Here is a 19,755-nt window from a genome sequence, read left to right as displayed (position 1 = left end):
CTTCGCCGCAAAAACCAAGAGCGCGGCTCAGAATGACATTACCTTGAAGCAATCACCCGAATCGTTGCGGCGGTGTCTTCGTCCATGTTTCCGCTGACGAACTCGGGTTTGACGTGCGGCTGAAGTTTGATGAACGCATCTTTTTCACTGGTGAGGATCTCGATCTCGACATTGGCAAAACAATCCTCGAACGCTTTGCGATAATTCCACAAGCGATAGCGGTTGTGATTGCTGGACGGGTTCAGCCAATTCCTCCACACACTTTCGGAGAACCTCAGCATCTCGAAAGGATATTTGAAGAAGTGGTCGCGCAAGTCCACAAAATGGATGTGCAGACCGTTGGGCTTGGTCAACGCGGCGAGGGCGCGCGTGATGCCTTCCACATCGTCCACGTGTTCGTAGACCGAACTGCTCAACACAAAATCCACTGGCGGGATGTCGCCGCGTTTCTGCAGATCGCGGATGTCATCTTCGAGCAAGGTCATCCACTCAGGGCGCGGACGCCATCCGCTTTTGTCGGCGAAGAAATATTTATCTTCTGCGCCATACAAACGACGGTTGTGCGGTTCATCGGGCGGCGCGTACTTGTCGCACAGAATGACATGTTCCGCGCCTTCTTTCAGCAAGCCGAAGCCCATGTCGAAGCGACCGCCGTAGCCGAAGACGAGGACGCGTTTATCTTTGAACGAGAGTCCGCGCGCCGACAGCACATCCGCGTAACGTTGGACGGCGGCGAACGGGTTGCTCGTTTCAAGCCCAGGGCGGATGATGATGCTCCGCAACAACAATGCCCGCACAAGTTTTTCGGGCATGAAGTGACGGATGAGGCGAGGGAGGAGGTAGGAGAGGTTCAATGAAAAAACCAAAAATTATTTTCAATCGTACTTCGGTAGTTGAGTAGGGCGAAGCCCGTATCGAGACCACCACGCCGTAAAGTAATTTCGTAACAAAAGTTTGTATGCATACTTGTGGTTTCGATACGTCCTTCGACTTCGTGGCGCGAACATCACGCGCCACTCCGCTCAGGACTACTCAACCACCGAGGTAGGAATCAAACGGAAAATTCTTTCAACGCGGCGATGACGGTCTTCTGTTCATCTTCGGTCATGTTCGTATAAAACGGCAGGCGGATCAATTGGTCGCTGACCTGTTCGGTGACGGGACAATCGCCTGCTTTGCCGCCGTACTTCTCACCCATCGGCGAGAGATGCAACGGCAAATAATGGAACACCGCTTGAATGCCGCGTTCTTTGAGGTGAGCGATGGCTTTTGTCCGCGCTTCGAGGTTGGGGAAGAGCATGTAGAACATGTGATAGGTCTGTTCGCAATGCGCGGGGACGAACGGCATCTGCACGTGGTTCTCCTCCGCCCAGTCGGCGAGTTCCTTGTAGTACGTTTCCCAAATCCGTTTTCGCGCGGACTGAATCTCCTCGCGCTTCTCGAGTTGCGCCAGCAAATGCGCCGCGAGAATTTCGGAGGGCAGATAACTCGAACCGAGATTCACCCACGTGTATTTATCCACCTGTCCGCGGAAGAAGCGACTGCGGTTCGTCCCTTTTTCGCGCAGGATTTCGGCGTCCTCAAAATATTTCTCGTCGTTGATCAGCAACGCGCCTCCCTCTCCCGACGTGAGATTCTTCGTCTCGTGGAAGGACTGCGTCGCCATCACGCCGAACGTGCCGAGGTCTTTGCCTTTGTACTTGCCGAACAGTCCGTGCGCGTTGTCTTCGATGACGGGGATGTTGTGACGGTTCGCGATCTCCATGATCGCGTCCATTTCACAGCCGACGCCTGCGTAATGGACGACAACGATGGCGCGCGTCTGCGGCGTGATCAACGCCTCCAGCTTGGATTCGTCGAGGTTGAGCGTGTCAGGTCGAACGTCGGCAAAGACCGCTTTCGCGCCGCGCAGGACGAACGCGTTGATCGTCGAAACGAATGTGAACGAAGGGACGATGACTTCATCCCCTTCTTTTAAATCCAACAACAGCGCGGACATTTCCAGCGCATGCGTGCAGGAGGTGGTGAGCAACGCTTTGGGAACGTTCATCGCTTCTTCGAGGATCGCGTGCGACTTTTTAGTGAAGTTCCCATCGCCCGCAAGATGCGACGATTGAACGGCTTGCTGAATGTATTCGAGTTCGTTGCCGACGTTGGTGGGTCGGTTGAATGGAATGGGCATTAACTGATCTCCTTGAACTATTTGATCTATTCCTCAGCCACAGAGTCCACAGAGACCTTTGAGAAAAAACTCTTGTTTTCTCTGCGCGCTCTGTGGCGAAAAGACTTTGGCAAAAGGTCTATTATTCCAAATATTTCGCGCACGCTGAAATATCTTCTTTCGGCACGAGCAATTGGATTCTAACTTTTTTCAGCGTGTTCACAGGTTCATAAAAACACAACACAGGCGCGGAAACCCACTCGACCCAGGCATTATTTTCCTCGCCGAAATTATCTTCTTCGGTTTGAATCCGTTCGTGGAGGGGGTTGGTGATGATGAGCGAGAAACGATGCGCGGCGAGGTCGCGATAAAAATTTTGAAAATACGATTCGCTCGCGCTCATCGCTTCGTTGATCAGCACCTTTTTATCATACTCTGGCACAAGCGGAACGCCCGTGACGTATTTGAACGTGAGCAGTTGCCGCTGGTCAATAAAAAGAATGTCGCCGTTCGGCGCGGCTTCCTCGATCGCGTTGCGGATATCTTTCAACGCCTTATCTGAATCATTTTCATACGGAAGCAATTCAGGGAACGGACCTTGCGGCGGGATGTCGGCGAGAGTCATCACCCACGTCATATCTTCCTCCGCCACGCGATTCGGCGCGAGAAATTTCATCGGGTAATATGCGGGGTACACAACCATGAAGAGCAACACGAGTCGCATCCACACAGGCGAGGCGGCGCTTTCGAGAATCCATTTCGCGCCCGACTGATGCCACGCCATCGCGCCCGCGAATAGCAAGCCGATGATAAACATGTCCATGTTGTGCAGGTCGCCGCCGCCGCCGATCTTCACGCTGACGATCAAGCCGACGACGAGAAACGCAAGCAACGGCAGGATGACCGCGAGTTTCTGCAAAAAGGTCAACGCCCAGCGCCGCGTCACAGATAAATAAACGAGAACCGCGATCAACGGCACCACCGCGAACAGTAAGCCGAGCAAAATCCCTTCGGGGTATGTGGCATTCGGGAATAGGCGATACCATAACAACTCTTGCGAACCCGCCTCCGAACTAACGCCCGACAACGTCACACCCGAACCAAGACTGGAGACATCTGTCGATTCTGTCCCACCTGCGATTAACGTCGTTATTCGAGTAATCCACGCGGGGATAAAGAACGGCGCGGCATATCCGCCGAGTATGCCTGCCACGCCGACTGAAATTGCGCGCGCCCAGACGGTACGATCCGTCGAACCGCTAAGCCCGCTAAGCGCGCGAAGTTTTAAATCTTTCTTTGCGCTCTTCGCGCTCTTAGCGGTTAATTTTGACGCACTGCTGAACTCCAGCATCGCCGCCCACATGCCTGGCGCGAACATCCATGTGTAGCGACTCACTTCCGCAAAATAACTTGTGACAAAGATCAACGGAACTGCCAGCCACAACGGTTTGCCCCACGCGAACGCGACGAAGATCGCGCACCACAACAACGGCGGGTGGATGGGACCTTGAAGCACAAAGATCATCGTCCACAACGAAACGAGAATCCATTGCCAGCGTTTAAATTGCGCGGACTTGAACGCGACGAGACCGAGGATGAAATATGGAACAGCGTTTACCAGTCCCGTCCACAAACGGGCTTGCATGATGGTGACGTTCGGGAGCAGGAACGGAATCCCGCCGATGAACTGCCTGCCCACATCGAGCAACACAGGGATGGACTTGTCTTCGGGGTAGATATAAATGTCGCGCCCGAACATGATCGAATAATCCCACCAGCGATTTCCCTCCGACCAGCCCAGCGAGAACGGATAACTTGTCACGTTACCCAGCGAGAGGATAAAGACCGCCGCACCTGAGATCAGCGTCAACGCGGAGACTATCCCAAGCCATTCAATCGCGTTTTCATCAGAGCGAGTCAACAAGAAGCCGAGCAGAATCGCAGAGACCGCCCACAACAGCCAGCGGAGATATTGTCCGTGCAGGACGAGTCCCCAGGCGGTGTATTGCAGGATCCAAATGGGAAGGACGAGCACGACCGCACTCAACACCCAGCGCAACGCGCCAAGTTTGTTACGGAGTTTCGCAACGCGGGCGAGCGCAGAATTGAATTTTTCATTGCGCCAAGCCGCGAGGATCGTCCCTTCGAGGCAGAGTATGCAGAACAACTCGAACAGCACAAACGCGACAAACCACTTAAGCGAAAACAAGCCCAGCCATTCGCCTGTCCCCCATGTGATGTTATAGAATTCAAGGCTGGCGGCGGTTAATAAAAATGTGGCAAGCGCGATGACGAGCAATCGCAAATACAGTTCACGGGTGTTTGGCATTCGTTTCTCAAATCCATTTTTGTACACGGATAACACGGGTTTCACAGATTCTCATGAAAAAAATTCATTGTGTACGCGTTTGATTTTCTGCTTTGTATCGGCGGGCTAAAGCCCTGCCTCAGTTCGTGAAAGTCCGCTAAAGCGGACTCTTTGCGCCAGCCCCGAAGGGCTTCCATTCGCTGAGCCTTGGATTGAGCCTGTCGAAATTAGGCGGCTTCAGCTCCGCTCATTGCAAATAGTTCAGTAATTAAAAATCCGTGTTTGTCCGCGCGATCCGTGTACCAGAAAGAATCTCTTCAAAAAATTTCAGGCGGAGTTCTTCCTTGCGGGTCGAGTCAATTCTTTCTTTCAGCGCGGCGCGATCCGCGCGGACGCCGCGCATGCGATACGCAAACTCGCGGATGGCTTCTCCGTGGGTCTGAATGTTATCCTCTTTATTGGGAATCTTCAACAGGAAATCGAAACCCGCGTCGTCGAGGTCGGTGTCGGTGTATGCCGCCACGAGCGGAAGCCCCAACGCGAGACATTCGCGGCTCTTCAACGTGGATGCCTCATTCAATTGAATGCGATGCAACGCCAGCGAACTGATCGCAACGTCGGCACGAGCAAGCACTTTCAAATATTCATCCGATGAAAGATAACCATGCAGATATAAATTCGGCGGCAATGGTTCATGTTCAGGCAACGTATCATAACCGACGATGTCAAGTTGCACATCCGAGAAGCGACGCGCGAATTCAACGAGTTTGTCCACACCATGCCAGATATACCCAGGGCTTCCGATAAAAACCAATCGCGGCAATTCATTCGATGGCGCGGGCAATGGAGTAAACGAATCAACGTCAATGCCGTTGGCAATGACGCGCGTGGGCTTGCGATACAAAGCAAAGGCGGGAGAAACTTCCAATTCGCGCGAGACAGCCACAAGTCCGCGCACGAGGCGCAGAAAAATTCCGCGCGTGAGTCGGTTGTACAAACTATACATCCCGCCCAAATCTTCGTGCTGGGTCAAATCGTTCGTGTTGATCTCTTCGATCACGGGCGCGATCCGCATCAGGCGATGCGCGGGGTACACATAAATTCCGTAACGCAAATAGATGATGTCGGGCTTGAACTTTTTCACAGCATCGACAAGTTGACGCGCGGCGCGGATGCGATCGATCTCGGTGAAAATTTTTCCGCGCGATTCATACGGGATGACCTCCGCTTCGATCAACCTTTCGGCTGGTTCGCCCGTGGACGCGTGCATGAACAGCCGAGCCTCGTGCCCCATGCCGCGCCACGTTTCCAGTTGACTTTGCATCTTCTTCCCCACACCCGAATTTTTTGTGCGCGCCCAATGCAAACTGACATACGCGATGCGCATCACGCCTCAGCCTGATGCGCGCGTTTTTGGCGCGCGCGATACCAATCGCGCCCGATGTTGTACAACCCCTTCAACAGCGGACCTTCGACGACGCGCCCGTACGACGGATAATCCCAAAATGTTTTCTTCGGCGCATTGAGGATCAACTCGAACTCGTCATCGGTGAGACCGAGTTTCTTGACGACATACTCGCGGTCTTCCTCTTGCATCGTGGGTTGATACGTCGGCTTATCGAGTTCCTTCAACGCGGCGTCGCGTGTCGTTTCGCCTGAGCAGATCAAACTTGAAAGATGCGAGCGGCGTTTGTCGTAGCCGAACTTCGTGGGCAGAATGTATCCCTGATAAAAGCGCGTGTAAATCGATTCATAATGCTTGCCGCCGTAATATCGCCAGCCCAACTCTTGTTCGAGGATTTTCATGGCTTCGGTCTTGTTGAAATCAATATAATTCAAAATGTCCACGCGGCGATGCGTAAGCAAGCGGCGATAATACGTGAAGAAACCAATGTGCGGAAAAGTCTTGAGCCTGCCGCGCCCGAAGAGTTGATTTACACTGCGGATGTATTTCCAATCGAAATGTCCCTGCGACCAGGCGCGCGGCAAATGTGTTTCAGTGCGGACGTTGAATCCCGACACGATGTACTTCACGTTGAGTTTGTCCGCGAGGTCGCCCAACACCGCCCAGATGGCATGATCGCTGGGAATCTCCGAATCAGGCGTGGATGATCTGAGGAACGCAACTTGCAAACCTTTAAACTCTTCCCAGTCCAGCACTTCGGTGTGGAGGTCAATGCCGAGGCGTTTCAACGTCTCTTCGATATTTTTGACGGCGAGTTCCGAATCCCAGCCGTTGTCCATGTGCACCGCCAGCGGACGCAGTCCCATCTTCTTGACGAGATACGCCACGTACGTGCTGTCCACGCCGCCGCTCACACCGATGAGACAGTCATACGGTTTGCCGCGCCCGTCGCGCTTCATCTGCTCCACAAGTTTTTGCAGATGCTCCTCGCCCGCCTTACCCGCGATCACTTTTTGTTTCATCAAACGGTCATGGTCGTGGCAATGATTACACACACCGTTCTCATCGAAAACGATGTTAGGGTCGGTCGTGTCCATCAAACAGCGCGTGCAGATACGATACTTAGAACTCATTCGATCTCCCAAAACATCAGCCACGGATTTCACGAATTTTCACGGATTGTTTTTTTCCTTTGTGTTCTTCGTGTCCTTCGTGGTGAAAAATTATTACGGAATTGCTTTCTTCAACTCTTCCTGCGTGGGATAACTGATCAACACGCCTCGCAGCGGACCTTGGAACACGAACATGCTCCCCGCCGCCGCGGCGGACGCGCCAGCCTTTACCGCCTCCGCCAGATGTTGAACATTCCCCGCGCCGCCGCACGCGACGACTGGCACAGTCACCGCTTCTGCCACGCGCGTGATGAGGTCGAGGTCGTAGCCTTGCATCGTGCCGTCGCGGTCAATCGAGTTGACAAAAATTTCGCCCGCGCCTTGCTTCTCCATGTCCACGGCAAACTTCACGGGGTCGAGACCCGTGCCTTTCTTGCCCGCGCGCGTGAAGACTTCGTATTTGCCGAACAGCGTTTTCTTCACGTCAATCGAAATGACCACCGCCTGACTCCCCGCGTGATCTGCCGCGGCGCGGACGAGCGACGGGTTCTCCACCGCCGACGTGTTCAACACAAATTTCTCCACGCCGATGGACAGCAACTGCTTCACATCGTCCATGTCGCGGATGCCACCGCCGTACCCCAACGGCATAAAACATTCGCTCGTGATCTTTTTTAGCAACTCGAAATTCGGGCGGCGGTTTTCGGTGGTGGCGAGGATGTCGAGGAAGATCAACTCGTCCACTTCTTTGTCGTTGAAGATGCGCACGATGTTGATCGGGTCGCCGAGATATTTCGGGTCTTTGAACTTGACCGTCTTGACGAGTCCTTCGCCCTTCAACAACATGCACGGAATGACACGCGGGCGGATCATGACACACGCTCCGCAAAATTTTTCAGCAACTGCAACCCGAACTTGTGACTCTTCTCAGGGTGAAACTGCGCGCCGACGATGTTGCCCTTGCCCAGAATCGAATGGATGGTCACGCCGTACTCGGTCTCGGCAAGCACCGCGTCGGTGTCTTTCGCAACCACATGATACGAGTGGACGAAATAAAAACGCGAATCGGCAGGCAGACCATCCACGAGCGGATGTTGCCGCCGCACGTGAATCTCGTTCCATCCCATGTGCGGGATTTTGAGATTCGCGTGTTCTCCGTCGAATTTGAAGCGGATGGTCTCCGCATCGAACCACCCCAAGCCTGCTTCAGTTCCCTCTTCGGACCCTCTCGTCATCAGTTGAAGCCCCACGCATAAACCAAGCACGGGAATTTTCTTCTCCAACACAAGTTCACCGACTACTGGAACCAACCCCGTCTCGCGGAATTTTTTCATCGCCGCATCGAACGCGCCTACGCCAGGCAGGATCAACTTCTCGGCATCTCGAATCACCGCAGGGTCAGACGACGGCTCCGCTTTGAAGCCCGCCTTCTTGAACATATTTTTGATCGAGCCGAGGTTGCCGACTCCATAATCTACGATGACGATCATTGTTTCCTTTTGTGATCCGCGCAAACCAGACAGCCAGAATAATTCCTTACAAGAATCATAGCCATTTGCCAAACCCGCCAACCATCGAAAAAAGCTTCGATCGAAGAGTAGGCTTTGTAAGAACTAAAACGACATAATAGAGCGCAAGCAAAATCAAACTTGCCAGGACTACCAACGCAGGCGACTCGGCCCAAAACATTTTCGCCGGTAGCAGCGCCACCAGGATCATTGCGCTCAAATATATCATCTCAAAAAGCCAACCGGTGATTTTCTTCACAGAGACATTGCAAGCCTTGAGTATCCAAAGAGCAATCGCGGCATAGCAAATTACGCCTGTGATGGAAAATAAAGCAATGGCAATTCGGGCATCCTTTACCATCACGCCCACAATAATTGAAAGGATACGAGTTCCCAAAAGCGCAACATTAAAGCCCAGTCCAACCTCCTGCCTGCCCAACGTATTGAGAATACCATGTAAAGGCGAACTGATAAAAACAAACAAAGTCCATAACCCGAGAAGTTGTGCGTAGCGACCGGCTTCAACCCAGTTGGAGCCAAAAATCACCGTAAATATTTCCTGCCCGGAAACCATCAACACCACAACCGGGCAAACAGCAACGAGTATTAAAGTATATGTAACGTCTTCCACCATCGGAGCGAGAAGCCCGTCTTTTTTTTTCTGCTCCGCCTCCTGAAAAAACACTTGCGCGACAGATGTGCCAATCAATGAAAACGGCGAAAATACAACCCTCATCGCGAGTCCAAAATATCCAACCGCTTCAACAGAAAAATAGCGGGCAAGCACAAACGAAGGGAGTTGCCAGGATAACGTATTGAGCAAACCAGATGGAATATCGAAAAGCGGGTATTTTTTAAAGTATCGAATACCGAACCACATTCTTTTCCAATGCAAGGTAGGGAGTAGATCATGTATCCCCCAAAACCTCAACATTAATAATAGCGCAAACATGAAGCTTCCGGCGACTGTAGAAGCAATAAGAACAACTCCCCCAGCCTCTGTCAACCAACCCAGAATTAATATACTCCCCACCAGAACCCCAGAGGATACTATTCTCGCAATTGCTATTTTGCCAAAATTGCCGGCCCGTGATGTCCAAAAATATAATCCGTTCCCGACCCCTGAAAACAATACGACCAAAGGAACCAGATACAGAAAACTTTCAAATTCGGGAAGGTTGATCCAGTTCGCAAAAACACCGCCCCAGATCTTGACCGCAATCAAGGTCACGATGGACGAGAAGAATGAAAAAAATATACTGATGCCCAACTGCGACATCGCCTGTTCTTCATCATCAGCATTAATGATGGAAAATTCATACCGAAAACTGGCTATGCTCCCTAACACGGTTTGAATGGCAATAAAGACGGACCAAAAACCGAATTCATCGACGCTAAACATCCGGGTTATGAGAGGGGTTGCCAGAATAAGAAATGCCTGGCTAATACCAGCGCCAGCCATCAACTTGACCACATTCTTGGAAAACATTGGACCAGTCCTCAGAAATCGATGAAATCGCCATATCGCATACCACAGGGTTCAAAAAAAAGATCTCGTTGTAAGCCGGCTCACCTTGTAACCCTACGATCTATACAACTCTTGGTTTTATTGATTTGTGGTCGCTCAAGACGCCCGCACGGGGGTGGCGCGGGAAGTTGTCCGCGCCGTGAGTGATTCATTCACTCCTAGACTCAGACTCGGATACCAATGACACGGTAAGTCAACCATCGCATAAAAACAATTTGCAAAGCGAACGTCAAGCCGGTGCCAACTGCCGATCCAATCATCCCAAATGGGGGAACCAGTAGAATATTCAGGATTAGATTCGTAAGGAAAATAAGGAATATCAACAACGTCTGACTGGCAGGGTAACCCGTTTGATTAAATATCATTAGGAGCGGCAAATATCCCCCACCCAGTATCGCGCCTACCATAAGAATATACAGAGGCGCCTGCGAGGCGACGATATCCGGGTTTGGAAAAACCATATACAGCAACGGATATCCCAAACAGACAAGAACGCCCAATGGAACCAGGGCGAGATACGACAAATTCCTGATCTTCCAAAGAAACTTTTGAAAAACTTCTCGGCTCTGAGAGAAATAGTTTTGGGTGATGAGCGGATTCACAACCGTTCGAATCACGGTTGGGAGCTGTGAAAATCCTTCTACGACCAGGGCGGCGAAACTGTAGATTCCCACCACCCGATCAGTCGCGAACAAGCCCAATATAATCACATCGATACGCGTGTTGACATCCAATAAGATGTTTCCGCCCGCGGCTTTTAAGCCAAACACCGCATGCGAATGGTAGAGATCCCGGTACGATAAACATTGACGAAGATCCAGGTAATTGCGCGCAGGAACCAGCATGATGAATAACAACAAACCCTCCGCGCAAGAGAAAATAACAGGCACATAATAACCCGGGGCATCCAACCAAACGAGAAGCAGAAGAAAAAATAGCATGAAAATGAACCGTAACGCCTGAAAAATTGCGTATGCTTTCATCTTGCTTAATCCATTGAACAAGGCAAGCATGGTCTTGTTCAGGGAGAAAAACATCAGCCCCGGAGCAATGCATGCGACACCGATACTCACCTCCGGGCTTCCCAGAGCGGAACCGAAATAATCGCTCAATGCAAAAGCGAGCATTGCAAAAAGCATGGATGTCAAAAACGTAAGGATAAAACCTGATGAGAAGATTTTCTTTACATCATCCATCTCGTTGTGCGATTGCGAAACCGATTTAAGCACCGAAAGGTGAACGCCCCCCACCGCCACCTGCGACAGCAAAATGTATATCGCATACACCTGATTAAAGATCCCCAAAACGGCAACGTCATAGAAAAAGGCTACAACAAAATTCAGACCGAGCCCAACGCCGGCGATGATCCCAAAACTCGCCATATTCCACAAAATACCGTTTAGCTGTTGAGGAGATTTGACAATACCAGGAGGTAATACAAAAAACAATTTATTCACAAGATAGCGAATCCGTCCATACGGGTGAGTTTTAACGCGTCGAGGCTTTATTCACCAAAGCAGGTTCGTCTCCCTTCGCAAAATTCGCGGCTGTAGCGGGGAGGTCAACCAAAACGGCAAGCAAACTTCAGGGCATATTGCCATGCTTGAAGATGTATCTTCCACTTCGGTCAGCATCCATGCCAGGGTTAGCCATCATGTTTTTTATATAGCTTTTGAGCGGAGTTTATCTTTCGCATGGCAAAATCAAAATCGATCCCGAGAATATCGCAGTACCATTGAATACTGTCATAGCGGGGTTGGTTTTCTTCCCGCGACCGCGCCAACGCGTCTTCTCGAGAGAGCATCCCCTCGCGGATCTGGTTGCTTCGGAAGGTGTCATTCTCCGTGAGCCCGGCCATCGTATAGTAGATATAGTTGTAGAAAGAAGCCGTGCCGTCCCCAATGCGCCAGGTTGTTTTTGTATCTGCGGCCCGTTCCCAGTTGTACTCTTCGAGAATAGTCCGATCCACTTCCTGTTCGTTCCACTCGATGTATTGAAAAATATTCAGGTAGTTGTGCGGGATGAAATAATACGAAAGGTACGCGCCAAAGGTATCTAGAAGCGATGAATTCAAATATCTCGGATTCCCAAGGAACTGTCTCGCATAATACGCCGCCAGTTTGAATTTGTTGGACAACGACAAGGTATAGGTATGCTCGCTTTCAAAGCGAGGCGCTATGCCGCAGAAGCCCGACTTGAACTGCGTGGTTTCATATAAATTCTCACACAGAATGACGATCTTGTTTTCCGTTTGCTGCCTGACCTTGTTGGCATAATAAAAATATTGTTTGTCGCCAGCCATGAACAGCGGGACGGTCCCCAAATCGGGGGTCTCCAGCCAAGCCAGCACATTTTTGCGAATATTGCTTCGCTTTCGAACGATATCCGCCGATACCAGAATATTTTCAACGCCAAGTTTGCCGCAGATTCGCATTTGATTCCGGCGCCCAAGATCGGTGATCATACCCCAATCGTACGTGTAGGTTACAGGGTTCATACCCAAAACCTTCTTGAGCAGGTGAACGCCATAACTCGAGTCGCGCCCGCCGCTAAAAGCGACAAGACAATCGGGCTCTCCGTTCGTTTTTCGGTGGGGTTCCAAGATCGCCCGGAGCGCATCCATACCCAACACAGAGATCGGCTGGTAACTTCGGCAATAATTACAAACGCCATCTTCATCAAACTGGATAAAGGGCATTGTTTCCGGGAGGATGCATCGCGCACAGCGACGCAACGAGTCGATGATTTCCCGATTCCGCGGAAATTCATCAACAAAATGAGCGGGGAGTATGTATGGTCCTTCTCCGGGCGCGCGCGTATTCGTGGAACTTGCCTGCTCAGGGGCAGAGACGTCCTTTATCTCGCGCGAGGAAGCCATTGCAGGCAAGTTAAGATCGTCTCCCTGGTCAGCGTCAAAACCAAACCTGCTGATCTTCATGGAATTCAAGTCAACCAAAAGCGCTGTCCCCGCTTCGATGTGCTGAATGGAAAGTTCCCGCAGGGCGGAAGGAATATGGCTCGAGCGTTGGAAGGTCTTTAGGATATGCTTTTCGGAGGCGAAGACAATCGCCGTTTCAGCCTGATTCGTCCCGAAGTATAGCGAGCCATTATTGGTAGTCAGAAGGACGCTGTTCAGGTCTTCGAAGAAGATGGACATGGAGGCAACGCCTTCGATCACTGCAAAGGTCGAGCGCAGAGCCTGGATCAAATCGCCGCTTTGTGTAAAATTTTTACGCAGCACTTTGAGAAACGCTTCGGTATCCAACTGGGAGGAGCGAATCAGATCCGGATGGTTCGTCCACAGTTCATCCACATTGCACACGATGCCATTATGAATTGCCACCATGCCACCGGCAATGACCGGCTGATTGTTCGCGTGGAACTGCCGTCCGCCATTGGTGACCAGGCGCGAATGCCCCATGATGCACACCGGATACTCTTTATCAACGCCGTGTTGGTCAAACATCTCCCGGTAGGCGTTTCGCTTAATTACGTTCGACGCCGGTTCCGGGTATTTCGCAACCTGAATGGCGCCGGGCCGCATGTAGGCAATCCCAGCCGCCTCCTTGCCCCGCGACTCAGAGAGGAGAAATAATCTATCCATGGTCTTTCTGGCTTGTTCGCCAGAGAGGTTCAACTTGCCATCGGCAATCACGCCAAAGATTCCGCACATTTTTGGTCTCCTGAAATTTACTGTTGAGCGGTTCAAACCGCGCTATTTGCGCGCTCGAAAGAGATAATAGCGATATCCACAAGCCGACTCGCGCGCGCACGAAGCGATGATTTCTACCCCGGATTGCAATAAGTCGTCAAGTGAATAATACGGGTACAGCACTTCTCCGCCGCCATAGATCGTAAAATGAAGTTGCCCATCAAACCCAAGCAGGTTTTTTTCGAACAATTGCGCGTCCATGAGAAGATACTCCGCGCCCAACTCGCGCAGAGCAGAAGCCGATATCTCAGCCGGGGCTGGGTATTGTGGAAGCAGGCGGCGGGTATACGCGGGACCGAATAACGGGGATACCGGATATTTGCGGGGTAAATAATGGCAAGCCCCGCATCGGGGGGAACAAAACGGTTGACATCTCGCGCCATTTGTTCAAACCTTTTCCACTCGCTAAACTGATAATCGTAACGATCTTTGGCGATGGCATACCCGCTAGCCACTGGAAACAGCATGAAGTAAATCAAATTTATGGGGTGCAGCAATAGAACTAATAGCCCAAACCCATTCGGATTGACAGGCAGGCGGCTGACAACTAACACACTTAAGAGAGTTAATACCGTCACCATTGAGATAAGATCAAAACACTTAAGGAACAAGAAAAAACTACTCAATGGAACCAATAGTTTATAAGTTTCGTGTTCGCGTTGAGGAGAATATAAATCAAAGCTAACGCTGTCGCCCGGCTCATTTTTTGGATGAAGCGAGACCTTTACATATCCGCTCTCCGGCGCTTGTATAAATACCAGTCTCACCTCACTGCCGGGCTGGGCAATAAACGAACATTGAAGCCCGGCGCCGGGGCGTATCTCGGTAAAACGACTCTCATCATTTGGCTCGGTCAACTCAATGTTGCAGGTTTGAGAGCCTATGAAAATCGCTTCCGCGCTGTCTTTTTCAGCCAGCATGATGCGCATTAATTTTACAGAATCGTCTACTGCCTCTGGATTCTGTTTTTCTTCGGCGGCAAGAGTTAGCGTAACTTCAGGAACGACGCCCGGCGGGAGACCGAAGCGCTCGAAGCGCTCGGAGACCGCCCACACTTCGTATACTACGATAAGAAACAACAACACATAAACGCCTTTGAGAAATTTGGCGGGTTTCTTAATCAAGAGCAGTATGAACCCCAACAATACCGTCAGCAGGGGTATCATAACCACAAGAATCAGCGTTTTCACCTCAGGTCGGCGCAGCCAAAATCGCAGGAAATGACCAGATACGCTTAGAGCAAGCGGCAACCCTAGGATTCCTCCAACAAGGAAGGCGTTGAGATTTTGGCGAGACAAATGAAACTTCGGCATGAAAACTCGGCGGTTCATCAGATTAGACAGGCGGATTGGATCGCCGCTGAGATTTCATCTCTTCCGCAATGCGAGCCAGCCCTGCGATACCTAAAGGCACAAACAAGATCATCGAAATCATCAAATACCTGGAAAGCGAGCCGGTAAAATCGCGCACAAGCAGGAGGATCAAAGCATTGGACACTGCCAGCGTCATCAGGGAGTACGCGGTCAGGTCCATTTCGCGCGATCGGACGCGACTGCCAACATATAAGAGAGAACAAAGGATCAAAACAAACAAAGCGGGGCCGGGCCAAACTGTCCCGTCGAAATTCCAGCCCATTAAATCAACTTTGAAAAGCACGCCAAGCAATGCCGCTCCATTGGCAAGAAAGCGGTCAAGGTATTCGATAAGCGATAAAGCCGCCCCTCTTTGGGTAAAGCCCTGATAGGTCACATCGGGTCCCAAGGGGCTTCCCCAATAAACAAAATTAGAAATATAAATATACGCGCCTGCAAGCAGGAAGGCGGCAAGGGACACTCCCGTCCATTTCAACAAGAGGGACCAGAGAGATTTTCTCGTGATCGCCAGATACATCAGGACTAGAAACAAGCCGGGGAGCGCGAACAGGATGGTCTGCTTCGTCCCCACAGCAAGACCAAGCGCCACTCCGGAGAGGATCGAGAGTCTTTCTTCCCGTACCATCAGGAAAAATAAATAGATGGCGCACAGAAACAGGGCGGCGCTGATCAGGTCGGTCATTGCCGTCAAGCCCTGCAAATATACGTTTGGGATAGAGAAACAGACCAAAGCGGCGATCACGGACCAATACCGATCCAATTGCAATAAGCGCGCAAACCCATACACCGCCAAAAAAACGATGGGAAGGGCGATCCATTGGGAGATGCCCGCGAGTTGATCGCTCCGCAGGAAAAGCAAACTCCATAAGATCTGACTCTGAGCATTGAGCGGATAGATGACTTGGGCAAGTTGGTACGTATCGGCGGGCCAGGGGCGGAGATTTCCATGCTGTAGCCAATACCCAACCCGCGCCAGATGGGCGGTGACCACATCGTCAATTTTTTGAGGAAGGATTAAATTCGAATAGCCAAGAAAGGCAAAGCCAGCCGCGCAAATCGCGGCAAATATCCAAATCTCCCAATGCGCCTTGAGCGAACTTAAGAGCGCCGACCGTTCGGGCAGGCTCGCCTGAAACAGAATCAGTCGGGGGTAGGCTACGCTCCGCGACCAGATGGCTATGAGAGCAAACAAGATCAATAGATGGAAAACGATGAAATATGCTGTGCTGTTCAAGAGAGAGAGCAACCCGCCCACTTCCACCGTCACAACGATCATCGCATACCCGATCAAGAAGATACCCATCAACCAAGGGATGGGTTTATCCACTTTCCAAATCGCGGATAAAACGATTGCCCCGCCCAAAACAAGTAGAACGTCCAGCAAATACAGACCCACCTGTGTCGCGCGAGGAGAGTCAGATTGGGTTAAGGATGCGGGGGTATTCATCTGATCGAACATATAGCGATAAGCCCAGAGCGAATCGCGCAGATCCGGTTGACCGGCAAAGCGCAAATATTTCCCGGCTAATTCCGACGAGACTTCGGGCATTTTGCCGTAACGCGCCAGATAGGGGCTGAGAAATAACTCCAACCCATCCATCTCGACCCCGCGCCGGTAATATTCTACAATGCCGCCGGGCAAGATGCCGGGTGAATGTTCGCCCGCGATCAACACCGCCATTGCGTCGAAGGTTCGATAGACGGGGATGGCGACATTGTTTCCATCGCCCGCCCAGTGGGGCGTGTTTACAGAAATCGCGTCGCTTTTCTTCCAGCCCGCCTTTCCCCAGCCCCACCAGTAATACCATTCAAAGTATTCGGGAGACTTCGAGTTCCAAACGCCATGTTTTGCAGGAAAACCGGAAAATCCTTCCAGATCGAGAACCTGTTGGGGAATATCCATGACAGCTTGCCGGGTTTTGGGGGGAAATTTAGATTGCTGGTCGTTATACAACAAGCCCGCCGCCCACATATTTTGATGGTTGTAAGGAATCCCCGCGCCATCTGCCCAAAAGGGCGAGCCTTTGGGCCACATCAAGTAGTACTTGTCTTCATCCAGCCAGCGGTCCGATGGGTCTGCCTGCGCCAGGACCTCGATATGCCCTTCCAATCCCATAACCTGCTTGCGGAATTTGGGATAGCTTTCCAATGGCAATGAATTCGGCAGGCTTTGATAGCGCTTCATCAACAGAAGCATCTTGCCGGTTTGTACCGCGTGAAGCACAGGGCTGCGGTCCACTGTAAAGGCTTTGCACAACAAACCGGAGCCTTCGATCATTAATCGATCGATCAACGCCATTTCAAAATCGAGACGCCGTTTGATCTGGGGCTTTAGATCGCTCAGCGGGAACAGCGTTCGCGGGTCCGAGTTCTCTTCAAGAAAATCAACGAAAGCGTTCAAGTAGTACGATTGGGTCCATATCACTTCGCCTTCGAGGTTATTCACGCCCGCGCTCATCATGCCCGAGGCAGGCATGTTACGCATGTCGATGAGAAATACCTCTTGCAAATCTTCGGGCGTTTCGAGCAACTGTACCCGCGGCTTTCCATCTTCCACCGTCAACCCATAGGGGACAAACCCGTTAAAATCCGTCTGCGCGACTGTTTGAGTTGCAAGATCATACAATACAAAGGGAAAGTTTTGTTCTGTCTGCGGTTGCGCGGCGGAATAATCCACATTGCGATATAACGCAAATATCCCGGTGTGATCGGCGGCAATTTCAAGCGCGTTAAACTGATTGGAAAGGCTGAAGTTTGTCAGGCTTGTCGCCGTTTCGCGACCGGGTAAGTAGCGATATTCATATACAACCGAATCGGAAGCAAGATAAAGCCGCTCTTGAAATTCCACGGCAAGAATGTGGGGTTGTTGACGGTAGCCATATCGTTGATCGATGTAATATTCTTCCTGGAACGACCGGTCAAATTGAAGCGCCTGCCCCGCTTCTTTGCCCGGCAGTAAACGATACAGGAAGTTTGTTTTTCTAACGGGGTCGAACAAAATAAATACGATGTGATGTTGATATAAGACCGCCTGACGGAATATGAGCAGGCTTGTTTCTGCAGGGAGGGGAATCTCGCGGTTTTCTCCCGTTGTTAAATCGAGACTCCAAATTTGAGTTTGGTTCGACCACAACCGCCGCGTAAACACGACCAGAGTTTGCGGGTCCCATTCGATTATTTTTAAGGGCAACGTTTGCTCTGGAAGAGAGAACCTCTTCTCATTGACGAGGAGTTTCCCCGCCATTTGATTCACATCGAATTCCAGTTGAATATCATAGTCTTCGACATCCAGGAAAGTAAAAGGAACGAGGATGGGCTGTTTCAAATCTGTGACGGGCAGGACTTCATCGACAGCGGGGTCATTCCCCGCAAGATTGGAAGGTTCCGACAAGACGATCAGCGGGGGTTGAAAGAGCAGTGAACTCCAACCATACAACAGATAGGACATATATTCGTTGATCACCAGCGGTTGTTCGCCGTCCGAGGCAGAAACAGGAAATTTTGCATACAAGCCGTCTGGCGTCCGATAGTCCAGAGAGTATTGATAGAGCGAAAGTCCTTCTTTGTGTTTGCCGGCCATCGCCATGAAGCGCAGTAACATCCCAATCTCGTACAAACGCGGGGGGTCTTGCGGCGAGTCGGGCGAGAGTTGAGGGAAACGCATCCAACGCTCATTCGATGACGAATAAAAAAGATCGATGTGTTTGACGATATTACTCCAGTCAAATTCATCGGCAAACTTGCCTTGATGCGCGATATATTGATAGATACCGTCCACAATATAAATGGCATGAGCGGCATCGTTGGGGCTAGATTCGCCAACGCCATATAACCAATACCAACCTCCATGCGGATCCACCAGCCGCGCATCCAACAAGACGGTCATGGTTTGGTCCGCTGTCGAGCGAAGCCGGTTCTGCTCTTCCGGGTCGCCTGTTAACGCGCTGAAGCGCTGCATCTGCCCCGCCATGTATGCCGCCGGATTGTAAGTGACGTAAGGCCGGTCATTCGCAGACAAAGAATATAACAGGAGTCCTTCGGGAGTCTTTGCTTCAGGCTCTAAAAATGGTTGAAAGGCGGCGCTGACAGTGGACATGATCCGATCCGCCGGCGCGTTCGGATCAACTTCCAGCCAATCCAAAAGACCATTAATGGCAATCGCGGTGGTGATTGTATACACGGTGTTTGGCGGATTTAGCGTGCCATCCCCGTAGGCATCCCAGGCTACCGGAAGTCCCCACCCGATCACGCCGTCCTGGTCTTCATCCGCATGGTCTAACAACCAATATCCCGCATTTTTCGCGGCGGATGATAACTCAAACGACGACTCGCTCCGCGCTCTGATCAAATCGGCGCTGAGGAACATGGCGTACGATTTGGCATAGTCTGCCGAGATGTTTTCCGGATAATCCAAAGTTCCGCGGCCCGGATGCTCCACCGAAAACTCCGCAAACAAACGGTCGTAGTCGTTCCGCAGAGATGCTTGCCCCCCTGTTTCTGGATTCTTCTTCCCATAGAAGATTATAAACGCCGCAATCAGCAAAACCAGGATAACGCCTGCCGCGGCAAAGAGAGGTTTGCGTCTCTGGCTCATTTGGCCGACCCGCAGAAAGACGCCCACAGCAAGGATAATCGCAATACCGTACCG

General features: G+C 51.3%; 12 protein-coding genes. All 12 read right to left on the bottom strand.

Features of this window, described 5'->3' with window-relative positions; translation table 11 throughout:
• Window positions 1-38: 38 nt before the first annotated feature.
• Entirely contained in the window at window positions 39-854 is an 816-nt protein-coding gene (locus IPM31_06750) for a hypothetical protein (protein ID MBK9006679.1), read from the bottom strand.
• A 197-nt stretch (window positions 855-1,051) separates the two neighbouring features.
• Window positions 1,052-2,182, bottom strand: a complete 1,131-nt coding sequence (gene rffA, locus IPM31_06745; GenBank protein MBK9006678.1) for a dTDP-4-amino-4,6-dideoxygalactose transaminase — start codon at window positions 2,180-2,182, stop codon at window positions 1,052-1,054.
• A gap of 121 nt (window positions 2,183-2,303) precedes the next feature.
• Window positions 2,304-4,490 carry a hypothetical protein gene (locus IPM31_06740; GenBank protein ID MBK9006677.1) on the bottom strand — a complete coding sequence of 729 codons (2,187 nt, stop codon included), beginning with the start codon at window positions 4,488-4,490 and terminating at the stop codon, window positions 2,304-2,306.
• Between the two features lie 247 nt (window positions 4,491-4,737).
• Window positions 4,738-5,856, bottom strand: a complete 1,119-nt coding sequence (locus tag IPM31_06735) for a glycosyltransferase family 4 protein (GenBank protein ID MBK9006676.1) — start codon at window positions 5,854-5,856, stop codon at window positions 4,738-4,740.
• Complete coding sequence (locus IPM31_06730; GenBank protein ID MBK9006675.1) at window positions 5,856-7,007, bottom strand: N-acetyl sugar amidotransferase; 1,152 nt, start codon at window positions 7,005-7,007, stop codon at window positions 5,856-5,858. Before IPM31_06730 ends, IPM31_06735 begins: the two co-directional genes overlap by 1 nt.
• Window positions 7,008-7,100: 93 nt before the next feature.
• Entirely contained in the window at window positions 7,101-7,859 is a 759-nt protein-coding gene (hisF, locus tag IPM31_06725; protein MBK9006674.1) for an imidazole glycerol phosphate synthase subunit HisF, read from the bottom strand.
• Window positions 7,856-8,476, bottom strand: coding sequence for an imidazole glycerol phosphate synthase subunit HisH (gene hisH / locus IPM31_06720; protein ID MBK9006673.1), 621 nt, complete (start codon window positions 8,474-8,476; stop codon window positions 7,856-7,858). The genes hisF and hisH overlap by 4 nt, the downstream gene beginning before the upstream one ends.
• 55 nt (window positions 8,477-8,531) lie before the next feature.
• Window positions 8,532-9,983: a lipopolysaccharide biosynthesis protein gene (locus IPM31_06715; protein MBK9006672.1), complete on the bottom strand. Its 1,452-nt coding sequence runs from the start codon at window positions 9,981-9,983 to the stop codon at window positions 8,532-8,534.
• A gap of 203 nt (window positions 9,984-10,186) precedes the next feature.
• Window positions 10,187-11,479 (bottom strand): oligosaccharide flippase family protein, encoded by a 1,293-nt coding sequence (locus IPM31_06710; GenBank protein MBK9006671.1) that lies wholly within the window; start codon window positions 11,477-11,479, stop codon window positions 10,187-10,189.
• Between the two features lie 188 nt (window positions 11,480-11,667).
• Window positions 11,668-13,695 carry a hypothetical protein gene (locus IPM31_06705; GenBank protein ID MBK9006670.1) on the bottom strand — a complete coding sequence of 676 codons (2,028 nt, stop codon included), beginning with the start codon at window positions 13,693-13,695 and terminating at the stop codon, window positions 11,668-11,670.
• A 113-nt stretch (window positions 13,696-13,808) separates the two neighbouring features.
• Entirely contained in the window at window positions 13,809-15,047 is a 1,239-nt protein-coding gene (locus tag IPM31_06700; protein MBK9006669.1) for a hypothetical protein, read from the bottom strand.
• A gap of 22 nt (window positions 15,048-15,069) precedes the next feature.
• Window positions 15,070-19,701 carry a hypothetical protein gene (locus tag IPM31_06695; GenBank protein MBK9006668.1) on the bottom strand — a complete coding sequence of 1,544 codons (4,632 nt, stop codon included), beginning with the start codon at window positions 19,699-19,701 and terminating at the stop codon, window positions 15,070-15,072.
• Between the last annotated feature and the right edge of the window lie 54 nt (window positions 19,702-19,755).

It is taken from the genome of Candidatus Defluviilinea gracilis, assembly GCA_016716235.1.
GTDB classification, from domain to species: domain Bacteria; phylum Chloroflexota; class Anaerolineae; order Anaerolineales; family Villigracilaceae; genus Defluviilinea; species Defluviilinea gracilis.
Note: the sequence above shows the minus strand (reverse complement) of the source record. Positions and strands in the feature narration are given on the sequence as shown.